This is a genomic window from Paraburkholderia sp. BL6665CI2N2 (assembly GCF_004366535.1).
Lineage (GTDB): Bacteria > Pseudomonadota > Gammaproteobacteria > Burkholderiales > Burkholderiaceae > Paraburkholderia.
Window position 1 is genome coordinate 3484216 of the sequence record NZ_SORC01000001.1, and the last position, 19980, is coordinate 3504195.

General features: G+C 62.3%; 16 protein-coding genes. 10 read left to right on the forward strand and 6 right to left on the reverse strand.

The annotated features are described in order from the left end of the window. The first annotated feature begins 235 nt into the window (after window positions 1-235). Window positions 236-541, forward strand: a complete 306-nt coding sequence (locus B0G81_RS15520) for a hypothetical protein (protein WP_243856463.1) — start codon at window positions 236-238, stop codon at window positions 539-541. A gap of 241 nt (window positions 542-782) precedes the next feature. On the opposite strand, the gene B0G81_RS15525 is transcribed toward B0G81_RS15520, so the two are convergent. From B0G81_RS15525 to B0G81_RS15535, 3 genes are all read right to left on the reverse strand, one after another. Further along, on the reverse strand, window positions 783-1490 hold the full coding sequence (locus B0G81_RS15525; RefSeq protein ID WP_134137119.1) for a hypothetical protein: 708 nt from the start codon (window positions 1488-1490) through the stop codon (window positions 783-785). A 918-nt stretch (window positions 1491-2408) separates the two neighbouring features. Next, on the reverse strand, window positions 2409-3725 hold the full coding sequence (locus B0G81_RS15530; protein ID WP_134135296.1) for an IS701 family transposase: 1317 nt from the start codon (window positions 3723-3725) through the stop codon (window positions 2409-2411). A 73-nt stretch (window positions 3726-3798) separates the two neighbouring features. Next, a complete protein-coding gene (locus B0G81_RS15535; RefSeq protein WP_134137121.1) occupies window positions 3799-4323 on the reverse strand; it encodes a hypothetical protein in 525 nt (174 codons plus the stop codon). A 584-nt stretch (window positions 4324-4907) separates the two neighbouring features. Between B0G81_RS15535 and B0G81_RS15540 the strand changes: the two genes are divergently transcribed. After that, the gene (locus tag B0G81_RS15540) at window positions 4908-5825 is read left to right on the forward strand and encodes a helix-turn-helix transcriptional regulator (protein WP_106283210.1); all 918 of its coding nucleotides are present in this window, start codon (window positions 4908-4910) and stop codon (window positions 5823-5825) included. Between the two features lie 279 nt (window positions 5826-6104). Then, window positions 6105-9014 (forward strand): winged helix-turn-helix domain-containing protein, encoded by a 2910-nt coding sequence (locus B0G81_RS15545; protein WP_134137124.1) that lies wholly within the window; start codon window positions 6105-6107, stop codon window positions 9012-9014. Window positions 9015-9127: 113 nt separating this feature from the next. Here the strand turns inward: B0G81_RS15545 and B0G81_RS15550 are convergent, their stop codons facing one another. Continuing rightward, window positions 9128-9904: an SDR family oxidoreductase gene (locus B0G81_RS15550; RefSeq protein WP_134143122.1), complete on the reverse strand. Its 777-nt coding sequence runs from the start codon at window positions 9902-9904 to the stop codon at window positions 9128-9130. A gap of 108 nt (window positions 9905-10012) precedes the next feature. Between B0G81_RS15550 and B0G81_RS15555 the strand changes: the two genes are divergently transcribed. After that, window positions 10013-10687, forward strand: a complete 675-nt coding sequence (locus tag B0G81_RS15555) for a TetR/AcrR family transcriptional regulator (RefSeq protein ID WP_243856465.1) — start codon at window positions 10013-10015, stop codon at window positions 10685-10687. An 86-nt stretch (window positions 10688-10773) separates the two neighbouring features. On the opposite strand, the gene B0G81_RS15560 is transcribed toward B0G81_RS15555, so the two are convergent. Then, window positions 10774-12258 (reverse strand): esterase-like activity of phytase family protein, encoded by a 1485-nt coding sequence (locus B0G81_RS15560; protein WP_134137128.1) that lies wholly within the window; start codon window positions 12256-12258, stop codon window positions 10774-10776. 247 nt (window positions 12259-12505) lie between these two features. Further along, the gene (locus tag B0G81_RS15565; protein WP_134137133.1) at window positions 12506-13477 is read right to left on the reverse strand and encodes a LysR substrate-binding domain-containing protein; all 972 of its coding nucleotides are present in this window, start codon (window positions 13475-13477) and stop codon (window positions 12506-12508) included. Between the two features lie 101 nt (window positions 13478-13578). Here B0G81_RS15565 and B0G81_RS15575 point away from each other — a divergent pair, with 101 nt between their 5' ends. The 6 genes from B0G81_RS15575 to B0G81_RS15600 all read left to right on the forward strand — a co-directional run bounded on the left by B0G81_RS15575 (window position 13579) and on the right by B0G81_RS15600 (window position 19930). Next, on the forward strand, window positions 13579-14658 hold the full coding sequence (locus B0G81_RS15575) for an ABC transporter ATP-binding protein (RefSeq protein ID WP_134137137.1): 1080 nt from the start codon (window positions 13579-13581) through the stop codon (window positions 14656-14658). Window positions 14659-14723: 65 nt separating this feature from the next. Further along, the gene (locus tag B0G81_RS15580; RefSeq protein WP_134137142.1) at window positions 14724-15437 is read left to right on the forward strand and encodes an HAD-IA family hydrolase; all 714 of its coding nucleotides are present in this window, start codon (window positions 14724-14726) and stop codon (window positions 15435-15437) included. A gap of 4 nt (window positions 15438-15441) precedes the next feature. Beyond that, window positions 15442-16779, forward strand: coding sequence for an FAD-binding oxidoreductase (locus B0G81_RS15585; RefSeq protein WP_134137146.1), 1338 nt, complete (start codon window positions 15442-15444; stop codon window positions 16777-16779). A gap of 38 nt (window positions 16780-16817) precedes the next feature. Next, window positions 16818-17684, forward strand: coding sequence for an ABC transporter permease (locus B0G81_RS15590; protein ID WP_243856466.1), 867 nt, complete (start codon window positions 16818-16820; stop codon window positions 17682-17684). Beyond that, entirely contained in the window at window positions 17681-18475 is a 795-nt protein-coding gene (locus B0G81_RS15595) for an ABC transporter permease (protein ID WP_134137154.1), read from the forward strand. The genes B0G81_RS15590 and B0G81_RS15595 overlap by 4 nt, the downstream gene beginning before the upstream one ends. A 27-nt stretch (window positions 18476-18502) precedes the next feature. Next, a complete protein-coding gene (locus tag B0G81_RS15600; RefSeq protein WP_134137157.1) occupies window positions 18503-19930 on the forward strand; it encodes an aldehyde dehydrogenase family protein in 1428 nt (475 codons plus the stop codon). Window positions 19931-19980 lie beyond the last annotated feature (50 nt).

Genomic DNA, 19980 nt, shown 5'->3' on the forward strand with positions numbered 1-19980 from the left:
CAGACGCCTGAACGTCTGAGCGACGGTAAGAGGGAACGACGCTTCATGGCCGGGTCCTGCCTGTTGGGGATTCGCAGGACATGACCCGTTCGAATCAGTCCCGCTTCGCAATCACACCTCCGCTACACGACAATCATCTCGGCGGAGTGGTAACGTCGTGTCGACAGAACCCCGCGTTGTAAGGTCCCTGTGCCACACTTTGATGTCAAACCTATCGTCGACGCAGGTGAATGCGATGGATCAGCTACATACTGCCATGACTGCCCCCATTCTTTGCGCCGACTCGGCGGTGTGGTTTTCCGCCTATGGGTTCGGCTGGGGATACTGCGCTTTCGCGCTGCCGTTTGAAGTCGTTAGTGAAGAGCTTGGCGCTCGCAATGAAACCGTCCAACAGGTGCGACTCGCGTTCGAGTTGAACAAACGCCGAATTCTAAGTACCGTGCAACAGTATGAAGCAGCATCTGCAACAGGCGAGCGCATAACGCTCTCGGTCGCAGATCTTCAGCGCCGGACGCCCGAACTCATTTACTTCGGAGCATAAATGCCGACAGATCGCGCTTGGCCGACCTCTGCCTGACGGCGATCGGCCGCACGCAACCCGCTTCGGCCGGTCGGAGTTCTCGAAAGCCGTCACTCGCGGGAAACCGACGAATGGGAACGGTGGCGGCGCAGGGAGGGAGGGCTAGGCCCAATGTCTGTTGTGGCATGAGGGGAGCACGCCTGCGGAGCGATGCTGTCGCTGCATCGGTCAATCGCGACGGGGGCGGTCAGACAGCGCGTATTCAATCCAAGGAATTTGATGAAGACGCCCGAGGCGTCTGACGGGACGCGTAGAGCCGCTCTGACATGCGCGCATAGCTGTTAGCCAAAAACGGGTACACCGACAGTTCCGGTTTTGCCAAGTTGTTTGCGACGCACCGTTGTTCCTCGACCGAGGGAAGCACCTTTTTACCGCGGTGCAAATTGTCGTTAAACCTCTCAACCTCCTCGGACGTGATCTCGGGCTTTGTGCGCGGGGTATACATTTCTCCGACCGTTTCCGGGAGAACTTCGGGCAACATCTTGATTGTTTGTGCGAAAATTCGATCTGCGACTCGGACAACCCACGGATCCGCCTGCGGGTCGCGTCCGATCAGCTTCAAAAAGTCGTCCACCTGAGAATTGACCTTCCAGTAGTCGCAAGTAAAGAATTCGTTCGGGACTTCGCCTTTCGAAACCATGCGAATGGTCCAGATCATCGTTCGTGTGCAATACAAAATCGATTCAATATTCCGTCTTAACTCCATCAAGGCGGCGGCCTCATCTGGCTCAAGCGAGCTTATGAGTATCGACGAGTTCTGGAGAAACGCTTCGCATGCCGTTTCGCTGCCTGAAAAGGCAATTTCGCTTCTCGATAGAAGGGATTTGAATTCGCTATATTGTTTGTCGAAAATTTCTTTTGATATCTCTAATTCTCTGACTAAGGGACTTCCTGATTTTTCATATTTCAAAAAGCTGTCGTAGAGCTCAGGTTCAGATTTGGCGTTACTAGTTCTGAGGAGCGCCTGTGATATAAAATCATGACATTTACAGTATTTCTAACTAGCTCGCTCCAGTCTTCGGACACAAAGGCCGTACCTATCTTTCGGGTTGGCGCGATCGTCCGCCGCTTTCTTCGAGAGGTCAGCGCGGCAGTCAGCGGTGCGATAACAAGTATGCTAACAATGAGCGGGCCTAAAGTCGTCACGATCCACCAACCGGCGTCGAAAAGTTGTTGTTCAGTTAATACCGTGTGCGGGGTAGTCATAGCTCATAGCCCAAAAAAGCGCCCTGTATGTGCGGCAAGGGTTGCTCAAACTTCGAGCGACGCTAACAGGCAAGTTGGGGTGCGTATGTGCGCGACCGTACGGTCAGAGCAGGGCGGCGACCGCCGATTGGGATTGACAGGATCACGAGTCGCACCGATGTGCTGAATTTCCGTCGCGAACCGTGGTCGCCCATCGCTCTCTAGAGTCGACGAATGCGGCTCGCTGCCTTAGCAAGGGCCGGCTTCGTTGCTCCATTGGGTTCCTGTTCACCGTGAAATAGTGATTTCAGTGTGCGTAATCAGCTACGCGGCGTCGTTTGTTGACGATCTGGGCGCCGATGTCTATTGACCGATGTTGGCCGCGCGCTGCCTGATGCCCTTTGGCTCATCGCGACCCTCAAGGCGCAGCCAACGTTCCCGACAGCGGTCATTGGCGACGCTAACTAACCGGCTGTTCGCCCAAATACGCGAATAGGGATCGCTTACTGACATCCGACTGATCGGATCAACCAGCTAGTCTTACTGTGTCACATAAGTTGTTGTGTGGTCTTTCGCTACCCAGGAAGAGTGCCATCGCCGCATGAGCCGTAGTCCAAGCAGGATGCGCAACGTAGTTATGGAATCAGGAACGTGACGTTGAGCGCGCTGGACTGCCCCGGGGGATGTAATCCGGGGGAAGGGAAGGCAGCGTGCGTTCAGCGACGTTTTTTTTACCGCGTTCATCCGAGCGCATCCTGAGTCGCTGAGCCATCAGAAACCCATATGCAGCGATACTCAGCGTGGCGTGGTGGTGAAAGCCACGCCAGCCTCGCCCTTCGTAATGGCCGAGTCCGAACTCCTGTTTCAGGTCCTGGTAGTCGCGCTCGATGCGCCAGCGCATCTTGGTTACGAACACGAGCTGCTCAAGTGTCGCCTCCTCAGGGGCGGTAGTGAAAAAGTACTTGAGTGGCTCCGCATCGCCGTCAGGCCATTCAATGAGCAGCCATTCTTCGTCGCGAACGGTACTTCGCCAGTAGTCGCGATGTGCGGGACGAACCCGTACGGCGGCAAAGCGTGAGGAAAGTGCTGAGTTGCTGCCTTCCCGCCAGGTTACGGTTTGCCAGGCGTTCACGGGCAATTGCATGGCCAGTTCCTTCACCGCGAGCGGTTCGTGGCCGGGTGCACGGCGCAACAGTGTCGGCGGCTTGCCGCGCCCGCTCCAGGGTTTGGGCGGAAGTGGCGCCGTACCGCGCGCCCACACAGAGGTGCCAGGCCGGATCCCTACCGCGTACAACAAACCCAGTTCAGTGATGCCATCGCGGAAAGCGGTTTCGTCGCCGTACCCAGCATCGGCCAGCACGATGCCCGGTGCAACGCCGGATGCTATAGCCTCCCGAAGTTGGGCCAGCGCAATCTCGGGCTTGGTCTCGAAGGCCAGATCGTCGGGAATGCCCGCACGACGGGCTCGTTCCCGGTCGTCAATCCATTCCTGGGGGACATACAGCTGCCAGGCGATCGGCAGGCTGCCGCGTTGCGTCGCAATCGACAGGCTCACGGCGACCTGACAGTTGTCTTGTTTGCCGAGTTGCCCACAGTACTGACGTGTCACCCCGACCGAATGACGCCCCTTCTTTGGAAAGCCTGTGTCGTCAACGATCCAGTAGTAGCCGGTTTCTTCTGCAGCGTGCGCGTCTAACGCGGGCATCACCCATTCGTGCACCCGCTGCAAGACAGCCCGGTCAGACCATTCTGCCTTGGCCACAAAGTGGTGGAGTGACTGGTGCTTCGCACTCGCGTGAAGTGGGTCAATATGCGCGGCCATCGGTTCGACACTCTTGCGTGACAACGGCAATACCAGGCCCGAACAGTAGCCCTTGAGGCCGGCATGGCGATCGGCGTGACCCAATACCTGCGTCAGATGGTTAAGATACGAATCAAATTCGTCGACATCTTCTCTCATCGCGATCGCCCGGAGTTTGCATTATTCAATAGTACCAGGTACCACGCCACTGCGAATATTCTTTATGACACAGTCAGACTAGGTGTCTGACAATTTTCTGGACCGATGGGATATTCGGAGCACTTTGGGCTGGCAAATCGTGCGGACACCACGGATAGGGCAGCATCCGTACCCATTCGAGAATTAATTGGCTCGATTCTCCGGACAGGTTTTTCATCTCTTCGATGGTTATTTTAAGCTTCGAGACCTTTCCCGATCCATCTTGACAAAGCCATTCGTATCTACCGAAACCCATGCGTGCCGCGCCTGATACCTTTTCGGTCATGCATACGAGCCAATCGCAACGGAACGAGGTTTCGTCGTCTGGCGGTGTCCCCAGGCACAACGTGTAGATGTTCTCGTAGCGCTGCGCGAACTGGCTTACCAAAACGGCTGAAATGCCATCCACGCCTTTAACCAATGTCGGGAATGATATCTCCTCGGTTTTGACTTCCATAACAAGCTCGGCATCAACCGTGAACGCACTGGGCATCAAATGCGGCCGGTTTCCGTCCTTCGCATGAATGTAAGTCTCGATCGATCGTCGTAGCAGTGTCATTTCGGCGTCCGCAAGCTAAGGGGTATTCCACAACGAGTTTACCGCGATGGACTGACGCTGCTATTGATGCCCCTACGGCGTTACGGACATGCCGGCCCTCACGTATCGTGAAATGGGTTCAAGAGCAGAAATTGGCGACGTACGCGAATGCCCGCTCGTGGCCGACTCTGTCCGACTCGGCCTCGGCGCGGTAGATGCTCACGCGACCAGACAATGTAGCCCAGTCATACCGACCTTGTCGCTCAGTCGCACAACTGCGGCGGCAGTCGCACTCACTCTGTCGCCCTACAGCGTCGATATCCGTTACGCCTATATGTCAGCGCAAAAATAAATCATTTCGGCAAGCTGAAAAAAATAAAACCGGCTGCGCCAACGATAAGGCGCGACACCACGCCTGAACGCTCCAGAGCCCACGCGTTCGCATCAAATGTCCTTCTGCCTGTTATTAAAGCACCGACCATTTAACTCCGCACTTTCACATTCCGCGCCGATTAAGCCATAATCCCGCTAGCTTACATTTTTTAATTTTCAGGTAAATTGCTGAAAGCAGTGCGACCGCTGCGCGACGATCGAGGTGACCCATCATGTTGAACGCCACACTGACCGCCACCACCGCCCCGGCCGCACGATCCAAGGACTCGCTGGGATGCCTCTCGAACCAGCTCGGCCGGGACCTCGAACTCGACACGGGCGAGTTCAAGTTTTATCGCAAGTCCACCGCGGACGACAAACCAAGCGCGGTCGCCATGCACGGTTCCGATCGCGGCTTCCTGATCGGCGTGTCGCTCAAGCCTGGCCACCGGCGGCGCATCTATTCGGCGCACCGTTGGACGACTCACGACTTCGGCCAGGATAGCGTCTATATCCGCGACTTCGCGGACGACTACCAGGCCGATCTGCAACGCGGGTTCGATTTCGTGCTGATCGAACTGTCGCGTGCTTTCATTGCCAACGCCTGTTATGAGCGCAACGGTTCAAACGTGCCGCGCCTCGCCACGCTCGCCGGTCGCCACGATCCAACGCTCGGCCACTTCGCGCAGATCCTCTCGCTCACGCTGGACCGCAAGAGCGACGCAAGCCCGCTGTTTGTCGAGCAGTTAGGTCTCGCCATCGGCACACATCTGCTCGATCGATACGGCGACACGGCGTGCTCGTCCTTCAGCAAGACCCGGCGCCTTTCGAGCTTGCAGGAAACACGCGCCAAAGACATGTTGCTCGCCAAGTCGCAAGGCAACGTGTCGATCGAAGAAATCGCCAACGCATGCAACCTCTCGCGCAGCTACTTCATTCGCGCCTTTCGCGAAACCACGCATCGCACGCCGCATCAATGGCTGCTCGAACGGCGCATCGACCGGGCTCGCGATCTCCTGAGAAATTCGGACTATTCCCTTTCCCAAATCGCCATTGCATGCGGCTTCTCCGACCAGAGCCATTTCACGCGGACCTTCTCGCAACTGGTCGGCACGCCGCCCGGCACATGGCGCAGACAGGCCACCGGCTGAGCGGCCGGACCGTCGAACAAACGCCGCTGACGGCGCCTGCCGCCTCCTGAACCATGCCGCTTTTGCAACGAACGAACGGTATTCGCACGCACCGTTAGACTTTCCTACAAAGCATCGCACTAACCGACAAGACGCGCGTGATTTGCCAAGGTACTTTCGAGCCCATCGACGATGGCTGTTCGAGCCTGCGCCGCCGCAGCGAGGACATGCAAGGCGCTCACCAACCACCGAGCGGCACATCGCTCTCTCACGCTCATTGTCCCGGGACTTGAAGACGACATGATTGAACTAGGCCGCTTTCAAATCGATCTGGAAATGCGCATCGTGCGGCGAGACGGCGAAGCGCTGCATCTCGGCTCACGCGCCTTCGACATTCTCGCCGTCATCGTGTCCGCCGCCGGCCGTCTCGTCACGAAAGACGAATTGATGAATGCGGTCTGGCCGAACACCGTGGTGGAAGAGAACAACATCCAGGTGCATCTGTCGGCGTTGCGCAAAATTCTCGGCGCGGACCGGCATCTGATTCTCACCGTGCCCGGCCGCGGCTATCAGCTTGTGCATCGGCAAAAGCCGGCCCCTGTGCGGCCCGCCAATCAGGTTTGCGCCGGGCGTCCTTTGCCTTCGTCCAAAAGCCGCCTCGTGGGCCGAGACGCGGCAGTCGAACAGCTCCGCGCGATGCTGCAGGACGCGCACGTGCTGACGCTGGTGGGCGCGGGCGGCATCGGCAAAACCAGTCTCGCGATCGAAGCCGCGCGTCAAGCCGAAGAGATTTTCGCCGAGCCAACCTGCTTCGTCGAACTGGCCACGCTGACCACGTATGACGGCGTACTCGGCGCCATTGCGGAAGGCTGCGGGCTGCTCACGGAAGGCGCGACGCCCGCCGTCACGCAACTCGCCGCGGCGCTCGCGCACAGGCATCGGCTACTGGTGCTCGACAATGCCGAGCATGTGATCGGTTTCGTGGCCGAAATCGTGGAAGCATTGACAGCGGAAAGCGATTCGCTGCGTGTGCTCGTGACGAGCCGTGAACCGCTGCGCATCATGCCCGAAACCGTATTTCGCGTGGATCCCCTGGACGTACCGCACTTGCATTGCACCGATGCGGAGATCCTGCAACAGTCGGCCGTAAATCTGTTTCTGCTGCGCGCCAACTCATTGCAGTACAAGGTCGGGGCCGAGAGCGCCGAATTGCGGCTGGTCGGCGAGATTTGCCGCCGCCTGGACGGCATTCCACTCGCGATCGAACTGGCGGCGGCGCGCGTCGCGGCGCTCGGCGTGGAAGGCGTGCATCGGCGGCTGGACGATCGCATGGCGATTCTCGCGGGCGGCTACCGCACCGCGCTGCCGCGCCATCAGACCTTGCGCGCCACCTTCGACTGGAGCTTCGCGTTACTCGACGAAGACGCGCAGTGTCTCTTCCGGCGGATCGCAGTGTTCGGCGGCGTGTTCACGTTCGAGGCCATGTGCGCGGTCGTGTGCGATTCCACGTTGACGATCGCGAACGCGATCAGCGGGATCAGCGAACTGCTGGCCAAATCGCTCGCCAACGTCGAGTTCGACGGGCCGGTTGCCAAGTACCGGCTGCCCGAATCGACGCGAGCCTACGCGTTGGAAAAACTGCAGGCCGAAGGCGAGCGCCCGGCGTTCGCTTCGCGCCACGCGCGCTATCTGTCCACCTGCTTTCAGTTGCGCACGGCGCCGGCCGTGCCGCGCGACGCCGAGCGCGCCACGGTTCTCCACCACTCGTTCGACGACGCGCGCAGCGCGTTCGACTGGGCCTTCTCCCCCGAAGGCGATGTGTGTCTCGGCGTCGATCTCGCGTCCAACCTCGCCGATGCGCTACTCGACGGCGGCATGATCGCGGAGGCCTGCGCACGCGCCGAACGGGCGGTCGGCGTACTCGACCAGCTTCCGGTCGGCACGGTGGGCGCCGCCTGCGAGATGCGGGTGCGCGCGGCGTTGGCGACGGCCTTGCCGTCAATTCACGGGTGCGTGGCGCGGTCGGCCGAACTGTGGCGCGATGTTTTTGCGCTGGCGATCGCGAGCGGCGACCGCGCGTTTCAGGCGCGCGCGCTGTGGGGCCTATGGAACATGATGCTCTCCAGCAGCAACATCCACGAATCGATGAAGTTCGCGCGACAATTGCAGCGTCTCGCCGAAGACGAAAGCAATGCATGGCAAGCCGTTCTGGGCGACCAGGCAGTAGCCATATCGCAGCACTGTCTCGGGCAGCATGCGGAGGCCAAACGGAGACTGCTGGGCGCGCGCGAACGCTTTGCGCAACTTGAGGGCGAGTCGCAGCGGGACAGCGCGTTCGCCGTCGATCCGCTCGTCTATTGCAATGGGACGCTCGCGCGGATCGCCTGGCTTCAGGGCCAGCCTGGTGAGGCCATGACGCTGGTCGATACGCTCGTGAGCCGGGTTCGCCCCGAAACGATGGAGCCATCGCTCACGCACATGCTCGGCGCCGTGGCCGCGCCGCTCGCGCTGCTGTCGGGCGATCTGAACCGCGCCGGGGCGTACCTGGAGATCATGCGCTCGCAGGCAGCGCTGCATCGCTTCGACGTGTGGGTGGAGTATTGCGGGTGCCTGAGCGCTTACCGCGACATCCTCGACGGACAGGTCGCGCCGGCGCTGCCGATCCTGGCCGCATCGCTCGATGCGTTGATTGCGCGCGGCTTCAGGCGCCTCGTCACGTTGTTTGTCGTCGTGCATGCGGAGGCGCTCGTGAGCGTGGGACGCACTCGCGAAGCGACCAGCCGTCTGAACGACGCGCTGGCGTTTTGCCAACATCACGGTGAACTGATGTTTGTGCCGGAAATCTGGCGTGTGCTGGGAATCGCCGCGCACGCTGAAGCCGGTGTGCAAGCCGGTGCCGGCGAAGAATTCGGCGACAGGCTCGCTCAAGCGCTCACCTGTTTCGCGACGGCACTCGAAATGTCCCGCGCACAGGGCGCGAGAATGTGGGAACTGCGCGCGTCGCTGGCCATGGCGGCAATGCTGCGCGACCAAGGCCGGAATGACGAAGCGATCGAAGTGCTGGAACAGATCGCACCGTATTTCGACGCGTCGGCCAGTGCCGCCGATGTGCGCTCGCTGTTCACGATGATCAGGGCGCTGCGCTCGCGTCACGGCAAGACAGGACAACGAGCGGCGTTCGCAGAGTCTGGCGAATCAGTTGATGGATAACATCGAGAGCTTCGTCAACGATACGCCGATGAATCTGGTGAGCGGAGCGTATTGAGCTTGCTAGCCGCGCCGCCTGTATGTCAAGCGACGCGGCTTCCCGCCTTGAACGCCGCTTACGCTTGACGGAAAATCGGCGCGCCCCACGGCGCTCCAATCGTGCCGCCGTCCACGACGATTTCCGCGCCGGTCATTCCCGACGCGTCGCTGGAAGCCAGGAACAACACGGCCGCCGCGACTTCTTCCGGAGCGGCGAGGCGCGCCATCGGAACACGCGGCGCGAGCGCCTGTTCGGTGCCGTCGAGCGTCGCGCCCTCGCGCGCGCCACGTGTCCAGATCGGCGTACGCGTGCCGCCCGGGATCACTGTATTCACGCGAATACCACGCTGCACCAGTTCCGACGCGAAGACCTTCGCCATACCCGTGATGCCGGCCTTGGTGGTCGAGTACGCCGACGAGCCAGGCGAGCCGAGTTCACGCATCACCGAGCCGTTCAGCACGACTGCGCCACCCGCGCTCATCAATGGCAATGCGGCTTGCACGGTCAGAAAGACCGCTGTCAGATTCGTGCGGAGAATGGCCTCGAACGCCGCGGCCGTCGTGCCGCCGAGCGGCGTCGGACCCGAGATGCCGGCATTCGCGAACACGATGTCCAGCGAGCCGAATTTGCTCTTGATCTGTTCGAACAACGCGTCGATGTCTGCTTCGTTATCCAGATTGGCCCGCACGCCCAGCGCGTTTTCTCCGAGTTCGGACACGGCCTGATCCAGCTTCGCACTGTCGCGGCCGGTGACCACCACCTTTGCGCCTTCGGCAATCAGCAGCTTCGCCGTGACGAAACCAATGCCGCTATTCCCACCGGTAATCAACGCTGTTTTTCCTGAGAAACGCATCATCTCTCTCCTTGATTGCGCCGCGAACGCGCCGATAGTCACGGCCGTGCGACGCCTGTAACGGTTAAGCGGCCAACAAACGCCGCCGCGTGCGGACATCCGCGAAAGATGCCCTCATCCAAATTCTGCATGTTGATCATCATGCACATTTTCAGTATTATGCTCATCATGCAGATTGTCAAGAGGGTGATGAAAATGGGCTACTCGCAGGCGCAAAAAGCAGAAAGCCGGCAGCGTGTGCTGGAAACAGCGGCGCGGCAGATTCGGGAAGATGGCATCGAGGCGCTCGGCGTGGCGGACTGCATGCGGCGCGCCGGCCTCACGCATGGCGCGTTTTACGGTCACTTCGAGTCGCGTGACGCGTTGATCGTCGAGGCGCTGGAGTATGCCGTCGCGCTGAGCGAGAAACGGATCGCCGCGACCGTGGCGGCGGCGAATGCGAGCGGCTCGGCGAAGAAAGAACCGTTGCGCGTGATCGCCGAAATGTTTCTCAGCGAGAAACACATCAAGGATCCGGGCAACGGTTGCGCGTTGTGCTCGCTTGCCGGCGAAGCGCGGCACGCGGCGCCGGCGGTTCGCGAGAGTTTGACGCAATACGTGCACAAGCTGGCGGCGCGCATCGCGCAGACGTTGGCCGGCGATAGCGAAAGCCTGCCGCTCGGCATTGTCGCGACCATCGTCGGCGCGGTGACGCTGGCGCGTGCCGTCGACGACCCTGAAACAGCCAGATCAATTCTGGCGGGCTCGCTGGATCTGATCGTGGCGCAAGGCGCCGAAGCCTAGCTTGATGGAGCGACGCCGGCATAGGCCAGCGCCGCCCTTCTGTCGCCTCAATGCGCGTCGGAAACTACGAGGCGCGCGTCAGCGCTTCAATGATCGTCGTCGCGATCGAACCCGCACATGCGGTCCGACTCGCCGTGGTCGCGGCGGTGGTCGCCGTGATGATCGTCATCCACGCCAGGCAATTTTTGCGCAACGTAACCGGGCAAGTCGCTCGGGTCCCACGCGAAGGCGAAAAACTGATTCGGGTTCGCGATACCGGCCGGGTGGTTGGTATCGGTAACCGTGCCTATGAAGTCGTTGTCGTTGGCAACGAACAGCGTGTGCTTCTTCACACCGCCCACCACGACATCGGGACCGAATGCCAGACCTTCCAGCTTCGCCGGAATATCGTTCGCGTTGTAGCCGTGGGCGGTGAGCGCGGCGACCAGGTCCACAAACAGCGTCTTTTGCACCGCATACGGCGCAAGGCCGGCCTCGCCGCTTGCGTTGCTCACGTCCTGAGCGCCGTTCAGGTCGATATGGAACACCTTCTTGAACACGGCCGTCGAGTTATCGCCCAGGCCCTGGCCGTCCCGCTCATCCATCAGCATTTCGTGATCGTTGACGGCCACCACGTCGCTAATGGTCGGATATTTGGGTTTGGCTGCCGTGCCGATGTTCGTCAGCGGATACGCGAACTGGGTCGTCTTGCCGGTGCGCACGTCGATCCTGACGATGCGCGTGTACGCGCCTTTCGTGCCGCCATCCTGGATCAGCGGGCTTTGCATCGCGCCGAACAGCGTCTTGCCGTCCGGCGAGATCGCGAGACCTTCCATGCCCTTGTTGGCGACACGGCCCGAGGTGTTCTCCGAGATCTCGTCGTTGCCGATAGGGCTCAGTGTGGCAACCGCGAACGCATCCGGCAGCTTGTACGTGTCGATCCGGCGGCCACTGCGGCGATCGAAACGATACACGTAAGGGCCGTACTCGTCCGAGATGAAGACGCTGTCGCCGTCGTTGCTCACGCGCACGCTTTCGGGATCGAAGCGCGCGTTGCGGTCGTTCGTCGACAGGCGTGTCGGATCGAAGTTGTCCGAGCGGCCGGTGAAGTAGTTGGTGTGATTGCGGCGGTTGAGCGCGGGCGCGCCGTTGGGCACGCCCGCGGCAGCGCCTGTGCCGTAGACCAGCCTGTCGTCGGTGCGGAGCAGCGTCGTGGCGAGCAGGGTCGGCGTCATCGTGTACGGAAGCGACGCACCGCTCGCGCCGGGTTTCAGGCGCAGACGCAAAGTCTGAAAACGGTTGATATACGAAGCGGTGTCGTCGATCGCCGGGTTGTACGACACCGCATTCGGACCGCGGTCCGGCACGGCGACGAACGTATGGCATCCCGCGTAAGCGATGCCTGAACCGAGACCGCCGAGCAGATTGCCCGCCACACCGTTCTCCAGCGGCGCCGCGGTTTCCTTCGATAAGTCGCTGGCGAGGCCGCTGAGCTGGCCGACCGCGATGAGATCGATGCCGGCATGCGCGGCCGTTGCGAAGAAAAGCGACGAAGCGATCGCCGTCAGAGCAAAGATTCTTGAACGGGACACGGTGTCTCCTTGATTGGAAGGCTTGTTTGTCGACGGATCGGGCGCGCGGCGTCGTGCATGGGCGCTTTTGTCCGCGTGGATATGCGAAAGATGTTGAGGGCGGGCCGGCCCGCGGCCCGTCGGCGGATTGAAGGCCGCCGGTAATACTGCGTGAGGTTCGTGACCGAATAATGACGTCGGGGACCAGCCTTGAGACGACGGCGGCAGCATTGCACTGCGCCGGAAGGGTCGATGGGTGCCCGCGACCTTACCCGATCGCCAATCCCGCGTCGGCCAGCGAACGGCGCAAACCCAACTTTGGATACGCCCGATCGACCGCGCGCACGTCCGCGCGCGTCTCCTCGATGATCCAGTCGCGCACGTCCGCCGCGGCGGGCCGCAGCGCGCGGCTCTCCGGCCACACCAGACAGCAGCGTCGGTTGGTGACGATCAGTTCCTGTTCGGCCGGCTGAAGCGCGCCTTCCAGCAGCCAGTGCGACACCACGTTCAACCAGCCAAGCGCCACGCCCTGGCCGAGCAACGCGGCCTGCACGACGATCGCGTAGTCGTTGAAACTCAACATGCTCGCGGCGTGCCGTCCGTGTGCCGCGAACGCTTCAAAGCGCTCATGCCAGCCGCGCTCGCCGTCGTCCATGACGATCACCGTGTCGCCGTGCGCGCGGCCTGCCTCGGTGGCCGCGATCTCATCGTAGCGCCGGTTGCACACCGGCAGCAGCGTCTCCGGCATGACCAGCACACTGTTCTCGCCGATTTCGTCCTCGCGCCGAAAGCGCATGCCCAGATCCACGTCGACGAGCGGCCCGCCGATGCGCCCCGAGATCAACTGGAACCGCAAGTCGACATGGGGGAACGCCTGATTCAGCCGGTTCATGCGCGGCATCAGCCAGTGCGTGGTGAAGGCCGTGGACACCGACAGCGTGACCGACTCCACGCCGGTGGCGCGCGCCTCGATCTCGCGGATCGCGCCTTCAATGCCGTTGAAGCCCTCGGAGATCTTCCGATAAAGAATCTTACCGTTCTCGGTCAACTCGATGCCGCCGCGCACGCGCTCGAACAACCGCACGCCGAGATGGTCCTCCATGCGCGCGAGCATGCGGCTCACCGCCGGCTGGCTCACATATAACTCCTGCGCCGCGCGCGTGAAGTTGCCGCAGCGCGCGGCAGCTTCGAACACGAACAGCGCATTGGCGCTCGGCAGTTTTTTGCGGAGATTAGGCATGATCTGATGTTATGCCTTCTCCAACAATTTGGGAATTGCCGCCAAAAAAGGCGAAGCCTATATTTTCCCTAACGCAGGCTTCTACAGCGAGACATGACGCAATGGACGCACGAGCGAAAACAGGTGTTTCGATCCGATCGGCAGCGAAACGTTATGGCCAGGTGGTGGCCCTCGACGACGTTTCACTCGACATCGCCCCCGGCGAATTCGTCTCGCTGCTCGGTCCTTCAGGCTCGGGCAAGACCACCCTGCTCGGCATTCTCGGCGGCTTCGTGCAGCCGAGTTCGGGCGCGGTCTGGGTCGGCGAGCGCGACATTACATTTGCGCCGCCGCATAAACGCGACATCGGCATCGTGTTTCAGAACTACGCGCTGTTTCCGCATATGAGCGTCGGCGAGAACGTCGCGTTTCCGTTGCGCGCGCGCCGTCAGCCGAAAGGCACGTGGGCGAAGAAAGTCGCCGACGCGCTGGCGATGGTCGAACTCTCCGGCTACGAAAGCCGCGGCATCGGTCAGCTCTCCGGCGGCCAGCGGCAGCGCGTGGCGCTCGCCCGCGCGATGGTGTTCGAGCCGCAACTGATCCTGATGGACGAGCCGCTCTCCGCGCTCGACAAGCAGCTGCGCGAAACCATGCAGATCGAACTGCGGCGGCTGCATCGCAAGCTCGGCGCGACGATCGTCTATGTGACGCATGACCAGCGCGAAGCGCTCACCATGAGCGACCGCGTGGCCGTACTGAAGAACGGCCGGCTGGTGCAGATCGACACTCCTGAACGACTCTACGACCGCCCGTGCGATGCCTTCGTGGCGAGCTTCATCGGCGAGGCGACGCTGCTCGACGTGACGCGCGCCGGCGACGACGCCGTGCGTCTCGGCGATACCGTTCTGCGCACTGCGCATCCGCTGCCGCATGGCAACAAACTGCTGCTCGCGGTGCAGACCGAAAAACTCGTGATCGATGGCGGCGGCGTCCAGAACGGCAACGTGAACCGTCTATCGTGCCGCGTCACCGAGGTGCTGTATCAGGGCGAAAGTCTGCGCGTGTTCGCCGCGCTCGCCGACGGCACCGCCATCAGCCTCAGACAACCCGGCGGCCACGACGCGCGCCGCCGCATTCCCGAGCCGGGCGCGCAGATGAGCGTCACGCTCGACCCGCAGGACACGATCGTCGTGCCCGCCTGATTTCCTCCGCCCACGCATGGGGCACTCCCTCTCCGATTCACCGCACATTGCAAAAGGATGATTTCATGAAGCTCACCGATTTCAAGGTCCTGACGTTCGACGTCGTCGGCACACTCATCGACTTCGAGCGCGGCGTGCTCGCCTCCGTTCGGCGCATTGGCGGCCCGAAAGCGAAGGACCTGACCGACGACCAGATCTTCGAGCCGTACATGCGCGGCCGCGCGGCTTATCCGGGCCGTTCGAGCCACGAAATGGCGAATGTCTATCTGTCGCTCGCGAAAGAACTCGGTCTGCCTGACGACGCGCAATCGGCCGCCGCCTTCCAGCGCGACGTGCTCGAATGGCCGGCGTTCGCGGATTCGGTCGCGGCGCTCAAGCGTCTGCGCAAGCACTTCCGCCTGGTCGCGATGACCAACGCGGACCGCGTGGCACTCTCGGCTTACGCGCACACGCTCGGCGATCCGTTCGACGACACCGTCTGCTGCGATGAAACCGGCGTGGCCAAACCCGACCCGCAATTCTTCGCGTACAACCGCGGCCGTCAAGCGGCGTTCGGCTACAAATTCGGCGAAATCCTGCACACCGCGCAGAGCCAGTATCACGACATCGGCATCGCCACGAAACTCGGCTATGCGACCTGCTGGATCGAGCGCCGTCAGAACGTGAAGGGCTTCGGCGCCACGCCCGTGCCGGAAGCGGTGACCACGCCGACCTTCAAGTTCGCGACGCTGGGCGCGCTCGCGGACGCTGTCGAAGCCGAAGCACGCCTCGCCCCCTGAGCCGATGCTCGCGCCGATGACACCTCCCACGCCCGCGCCTGATTCGCTCTGGCGCGCGCTCCTGACGGCATCGCCTGGCGCCGCCGCGGCGGTCAGCACCGGCGTACCGCTCACGCGCGATCTCGACGTCGAGGTCGCCGTGATCGGTGCGGGCTACTCGGGGCTTGCCGCAGCGTATGCGCTGCAGAAGCGCGGCGTCGACTGCGTGGTGCTCGATGCGAATCCGGTGGGCTGGGGCGCCAGCGGGCGCAATGGCGGCGTGGTGTCGTCGAAGTTCCGCCTGTCGTTTCCCACCATCGACAAACTGCACGGCCTCGATACCGCGAAGCGCATGCATCGTCTCGCGCATGACGGCGTGCGGGTCGTCGAGACGCTGGTCGATGAATTCCAGTTGGCGGGTGCCCGCTTCGAACACACGGGCAGCCTGCGCTGCGCGCACACGGACACCGCGCTCACCGCGATCCGCGCTGAAGCCGACTGGGTTCGCACGAATCTCGGCGACACCTCCATGACCGCGCAATCGCGTACCGACATCGAACGCGAGACGGGTTCCAAGGGCTTTGTCGGCGGCGTGCTGAGCGCGGATGCCGGCACCATTCTGCCGCTCGAATACGTGCGCGGACTCGCGAGCGGCCTCACACTGCGCGGCGTGCCGATCTACGAATCGACGCCGGTGCAGCAGATGCAACGCGCGCCCGGCGAGCCGCGCGTGACGCTGCGCACGCCAGGCGGCACGGTGCGCGCGAAGCAGGTCATCGTCGCGACCAATGCATATTCGGATCTCACGGAGGCCACCGCACCGTATCAGCGCGAACTCGTACCGTTTCGCAGCGCGATGATCGCCACCGAACGCCTTCCCGCCGACCTCGACGCGCGCCTGATGGTCGAGCGCCGCAGCTACACCGAAACGCGGCGCATGATGAAGTGGTTCCGCAAAGTGGACGGCCGCATGCTGTTCGGCGGACGCGACGCGTTCGGCAAGGAAGGGCAAACCACCGGCTTCGACGCGCTGCAGCGTGCCATGGTCGCGCTCTTCCCCGATCTCGCAGACCTGCGCGTGGAATATCGCTGGTCGGGTTATGTGGGCATGACGTTCAATTCGCTGCCGCATGTGGGGTGCAGCGACGACGCCACGACCTTTTGTCTGGGGTATAACGGAGCAGGCGTTGCGATGGCGAGCCTGCTCGGCCAGCATGCCGCCGCGCTCGCGCTCGGCGAAACGCCGGAGCTTTCGCTGCTCGGCGCGCCCGGTCTGCGGCCGGTGCCCTTCCATTCGCTGCGCGCGCCGGGTGTGAGACTCGTCGCGGCGTGGTGTCAGTTTCTCGACGCCGTAGGTGCATGATGACAACCGCCAAACGGATGCTCCAGGGAACCGCCTTGATGCAGGCCACCGAGTCCGATCCCGCCGCGCGCTATCAGCGCCGCGAGGATCGCACGATGCTTCTCCTGATGACGCCGGCGCTCGTCGTAATCGTGGTGCTGCTGGTCGTGCCGCTCGCGTGGCTGTCGTGGCAGTCCATCTATCACGACGGCTTCACGCTCGAAAACTACCGGCGCATGTTGACCGGCGCTTACCTCGATACGTTTCTGCTGACATTCAAGCTGAGCATTATCGTGACCGTCATCACGCTGCTGCTCGGCTATCCGGTGGCCTACTTCGCCGCTTCGTTGCCGCCGAAGCTGAGCGCGCTCGTGCTCGGCATGGTGATTCTGCCGTTCTGGACCAGCGTACTCGTGCGTACCTATGCGTGGCTCGTGCTGTTGCAGCGCACGGGGCTGGTGAACAAGGCGCTGATCGCCTCGGGACTCGTCGACCGGCCAGTGCAACTCGCATACAACCAGTTCGGCACGGTGATCGCGATGGTGCATATCCTGCTGCCGTTCATGGTGCTGCCGCTCTATTCGGCGATGCAGAAAATCCCGTCGAATCTTTCGCAAGCCGGCGCGAGCCTGGGCGGCTCGCCGCTGCACGTATTCCTGCGCGTGTTCCTGCCGCTGTCGCTGAGCGGCGTGTTCGCCGGCGTCACGCTCGTGTTCGTGCTATGCCTCGGCTTCTACATCACGCCTGAACTGATGGGCGGCGGCAAGTCGATCATGGTGTCGATGGTGGTGAGCCGCAACGTCGAGATCTACAACAGTTGGGGCGCGGCGAGTGCGGTAAGCGTCGTGCTGCTGATCTGCGTGTTCGCGATTTTCTACGCCGCGAGCCGCGTGGTGCCACTCGAAAAGACCCTGGGCGCGAAATGAACAAACTCCCGTTCAGACGGATCGTCCTCGGCGCGAGCGTCGTGCTGATTCTGCTGTTTCTGATGGTGCCGGTGCTGATCGTGGTGCCGCTGTCGTTCTCCGACACGCGCTTCATGACCTTCCCGCCGCCCGCCTATTCGCTGCGCTGGTATCACTCGTTCTTCGACAACCCCGCATGGATCGACGCGGCGCGCACCACCCTGAGTGCTTCGATCTGCGCCGCGCTGATCGCCACCCCGCTCGGCGTGGCCGCCGCCTACGCGATCCAGAACGGCACGCACTGGATCATGCGCTATCTGCGCACGCTGTTGATGCTGCCGTTGATGGTGCCGATCATCATCGTCGCGGTCGGCGTGTTCTTCGTGTACTCTCAGGCCGGCTACGTCAATACGCTCGGCGGCCTGATTCTCGCCGATACGATGCTCGGGTTGCCGTATGTGCTGATTTCGGTCGGCGCCGATCTGCGCACTTTCGACCGCACGCAGGAGATGGTCGCGCGCAGTCTCGGCATGAATCGCTTTCGCAGTTTCATGACGGTGACGCTGCCGCAGATCAAGGCAAGCGTCATTTCCGGCGCGGTGTTCGTGTTCATTCAGGCGCTCGACGAAACGGTGGTCGCGCTCTTCGTGTCGGGCGGTTCGAACCAGACGCTCACGCGCCGCATGTTCGTGACGCTGCGCGACGAGATCGATCCGACCATCGCCGCGATCAGCACGATGCTCACCGCGCTGACGCTGTGCCTCGTGATGATCGTCGTGGTAAGCCGCCGCTCCAACGCGGCGCGCGCCTAACCTCTCTCTCTGAAGAAACGTGACTACATGGTCAACGCACTGAAGTTTTATATCGATGGCGCGTGGGTCGAGCCGTCCACCGACGCACGCCGTGCCGTCGTCGATCCCTGCACCGAGCAAGCCATCGCCGAAGTGGCAATGGGCACGCCCGCTGACGTGGATCGCGCGGTAGCCGCCGCGAAGCGCGCGTTCGTGTCGTTCTCGCAGACCATGCCGGCCGAACGCCTCGCATTGATCCGCCGCATTCTCGAAGTATTTCTCGAACGCCAGGACGAAATGGGCGACACGATCTCGCGCGAACTCGGCGCACCGCGCGCGATGGCGCGTGCGTGGCAAGCGGGCATCGGGCGGCGGCATCTCGAGGAACTGATTCGCACGTGCGAAACTTTCGCGTGGCAGCGCAGGAAGGGCACGACGCTCGTCAATCACGAACCGGTCGGCGTGGTCGCGCTGATCACGCCATGGAACTGGCCGATCAATCAGATCGTCTGCAAGGCCGCGCCCGCCATTGCGGCCGGATGTACGATGGTGCTCAAGCCCAGCGAAGTCACGCCTCTCAATGCGTTGCTGTTCGCGGAGATACTCGACGCGGCAGGCGTGCCGCCGGGCGTGTTCAATCTCATCAACGGCGACGGGCCGACTGTCGGCGCGGCGCTCGCGGCGCATCCCGACGTCGATATGGTGTCGTTCACCGGTTCGACACGCGCGGGCGTCGAGATCGCGAAGCTCGCGGCGCCGACTGTGAAGCGCGTGCATCAGGAACTGGGCGGCAAGTCCGCGAACATTCTGCTGGACGACGTCGATTTCGAAGCGGCTGTGACGGCCGGCGTCAACTCGTGTTTCAACAACAGCGGCCAGTCGTGCAATGCGCCGACGCGCATGCTCGTGCCTGCGGCGCGCCATGACGAAGCAGTGGACATCGCGCGGCGCGCGGCGCAGGCGCAACGCGTCGGCCCCGCCGATCACGAGCGCACGACCATGGGTCCGGTGGTCAGCAGCGTGCAATTCGAGCGGGTGGAGCGGCTGATTGCGGCCGGCATCGACGAAGGCGCGCAAGTCGTAGCTGGTGGCCTCGGGCGTCCGCCGGGTCTGGAACGTGGCTATTACGTGCAACCGACGGTCTTCGCGGATGTGCGCCCTTCCATGACGATCGCGCGCGAAGAGATCTTCGGCCCGGTGCTCGCGATCATGCCGTACCGCGACGAGGAAGAAGCGATTGCGATCGCGAACGACAATCCCTTCGGACTCGCGGCCTATGTTCAATCCGCCGATCTGGAGCGCGCGCGGCGCGTGGCGTTCAGGCTTCGTGCGGGCAGCGTGTATCTGAACTATCCGTCGTGGGATGCGGGCTCGCCGTTCGGCGGATATAAGCAGTCGGGCAATGGACGCGAATACGCCGAATGGGGACTTGAGGCGTTTCTTGAAGTGAAGGGTATTGTTGGATTCGGCGACTGAGCACGCCGGGCGCCGATTGGACCATTCATCGCTTGATACCTGACGGGCCG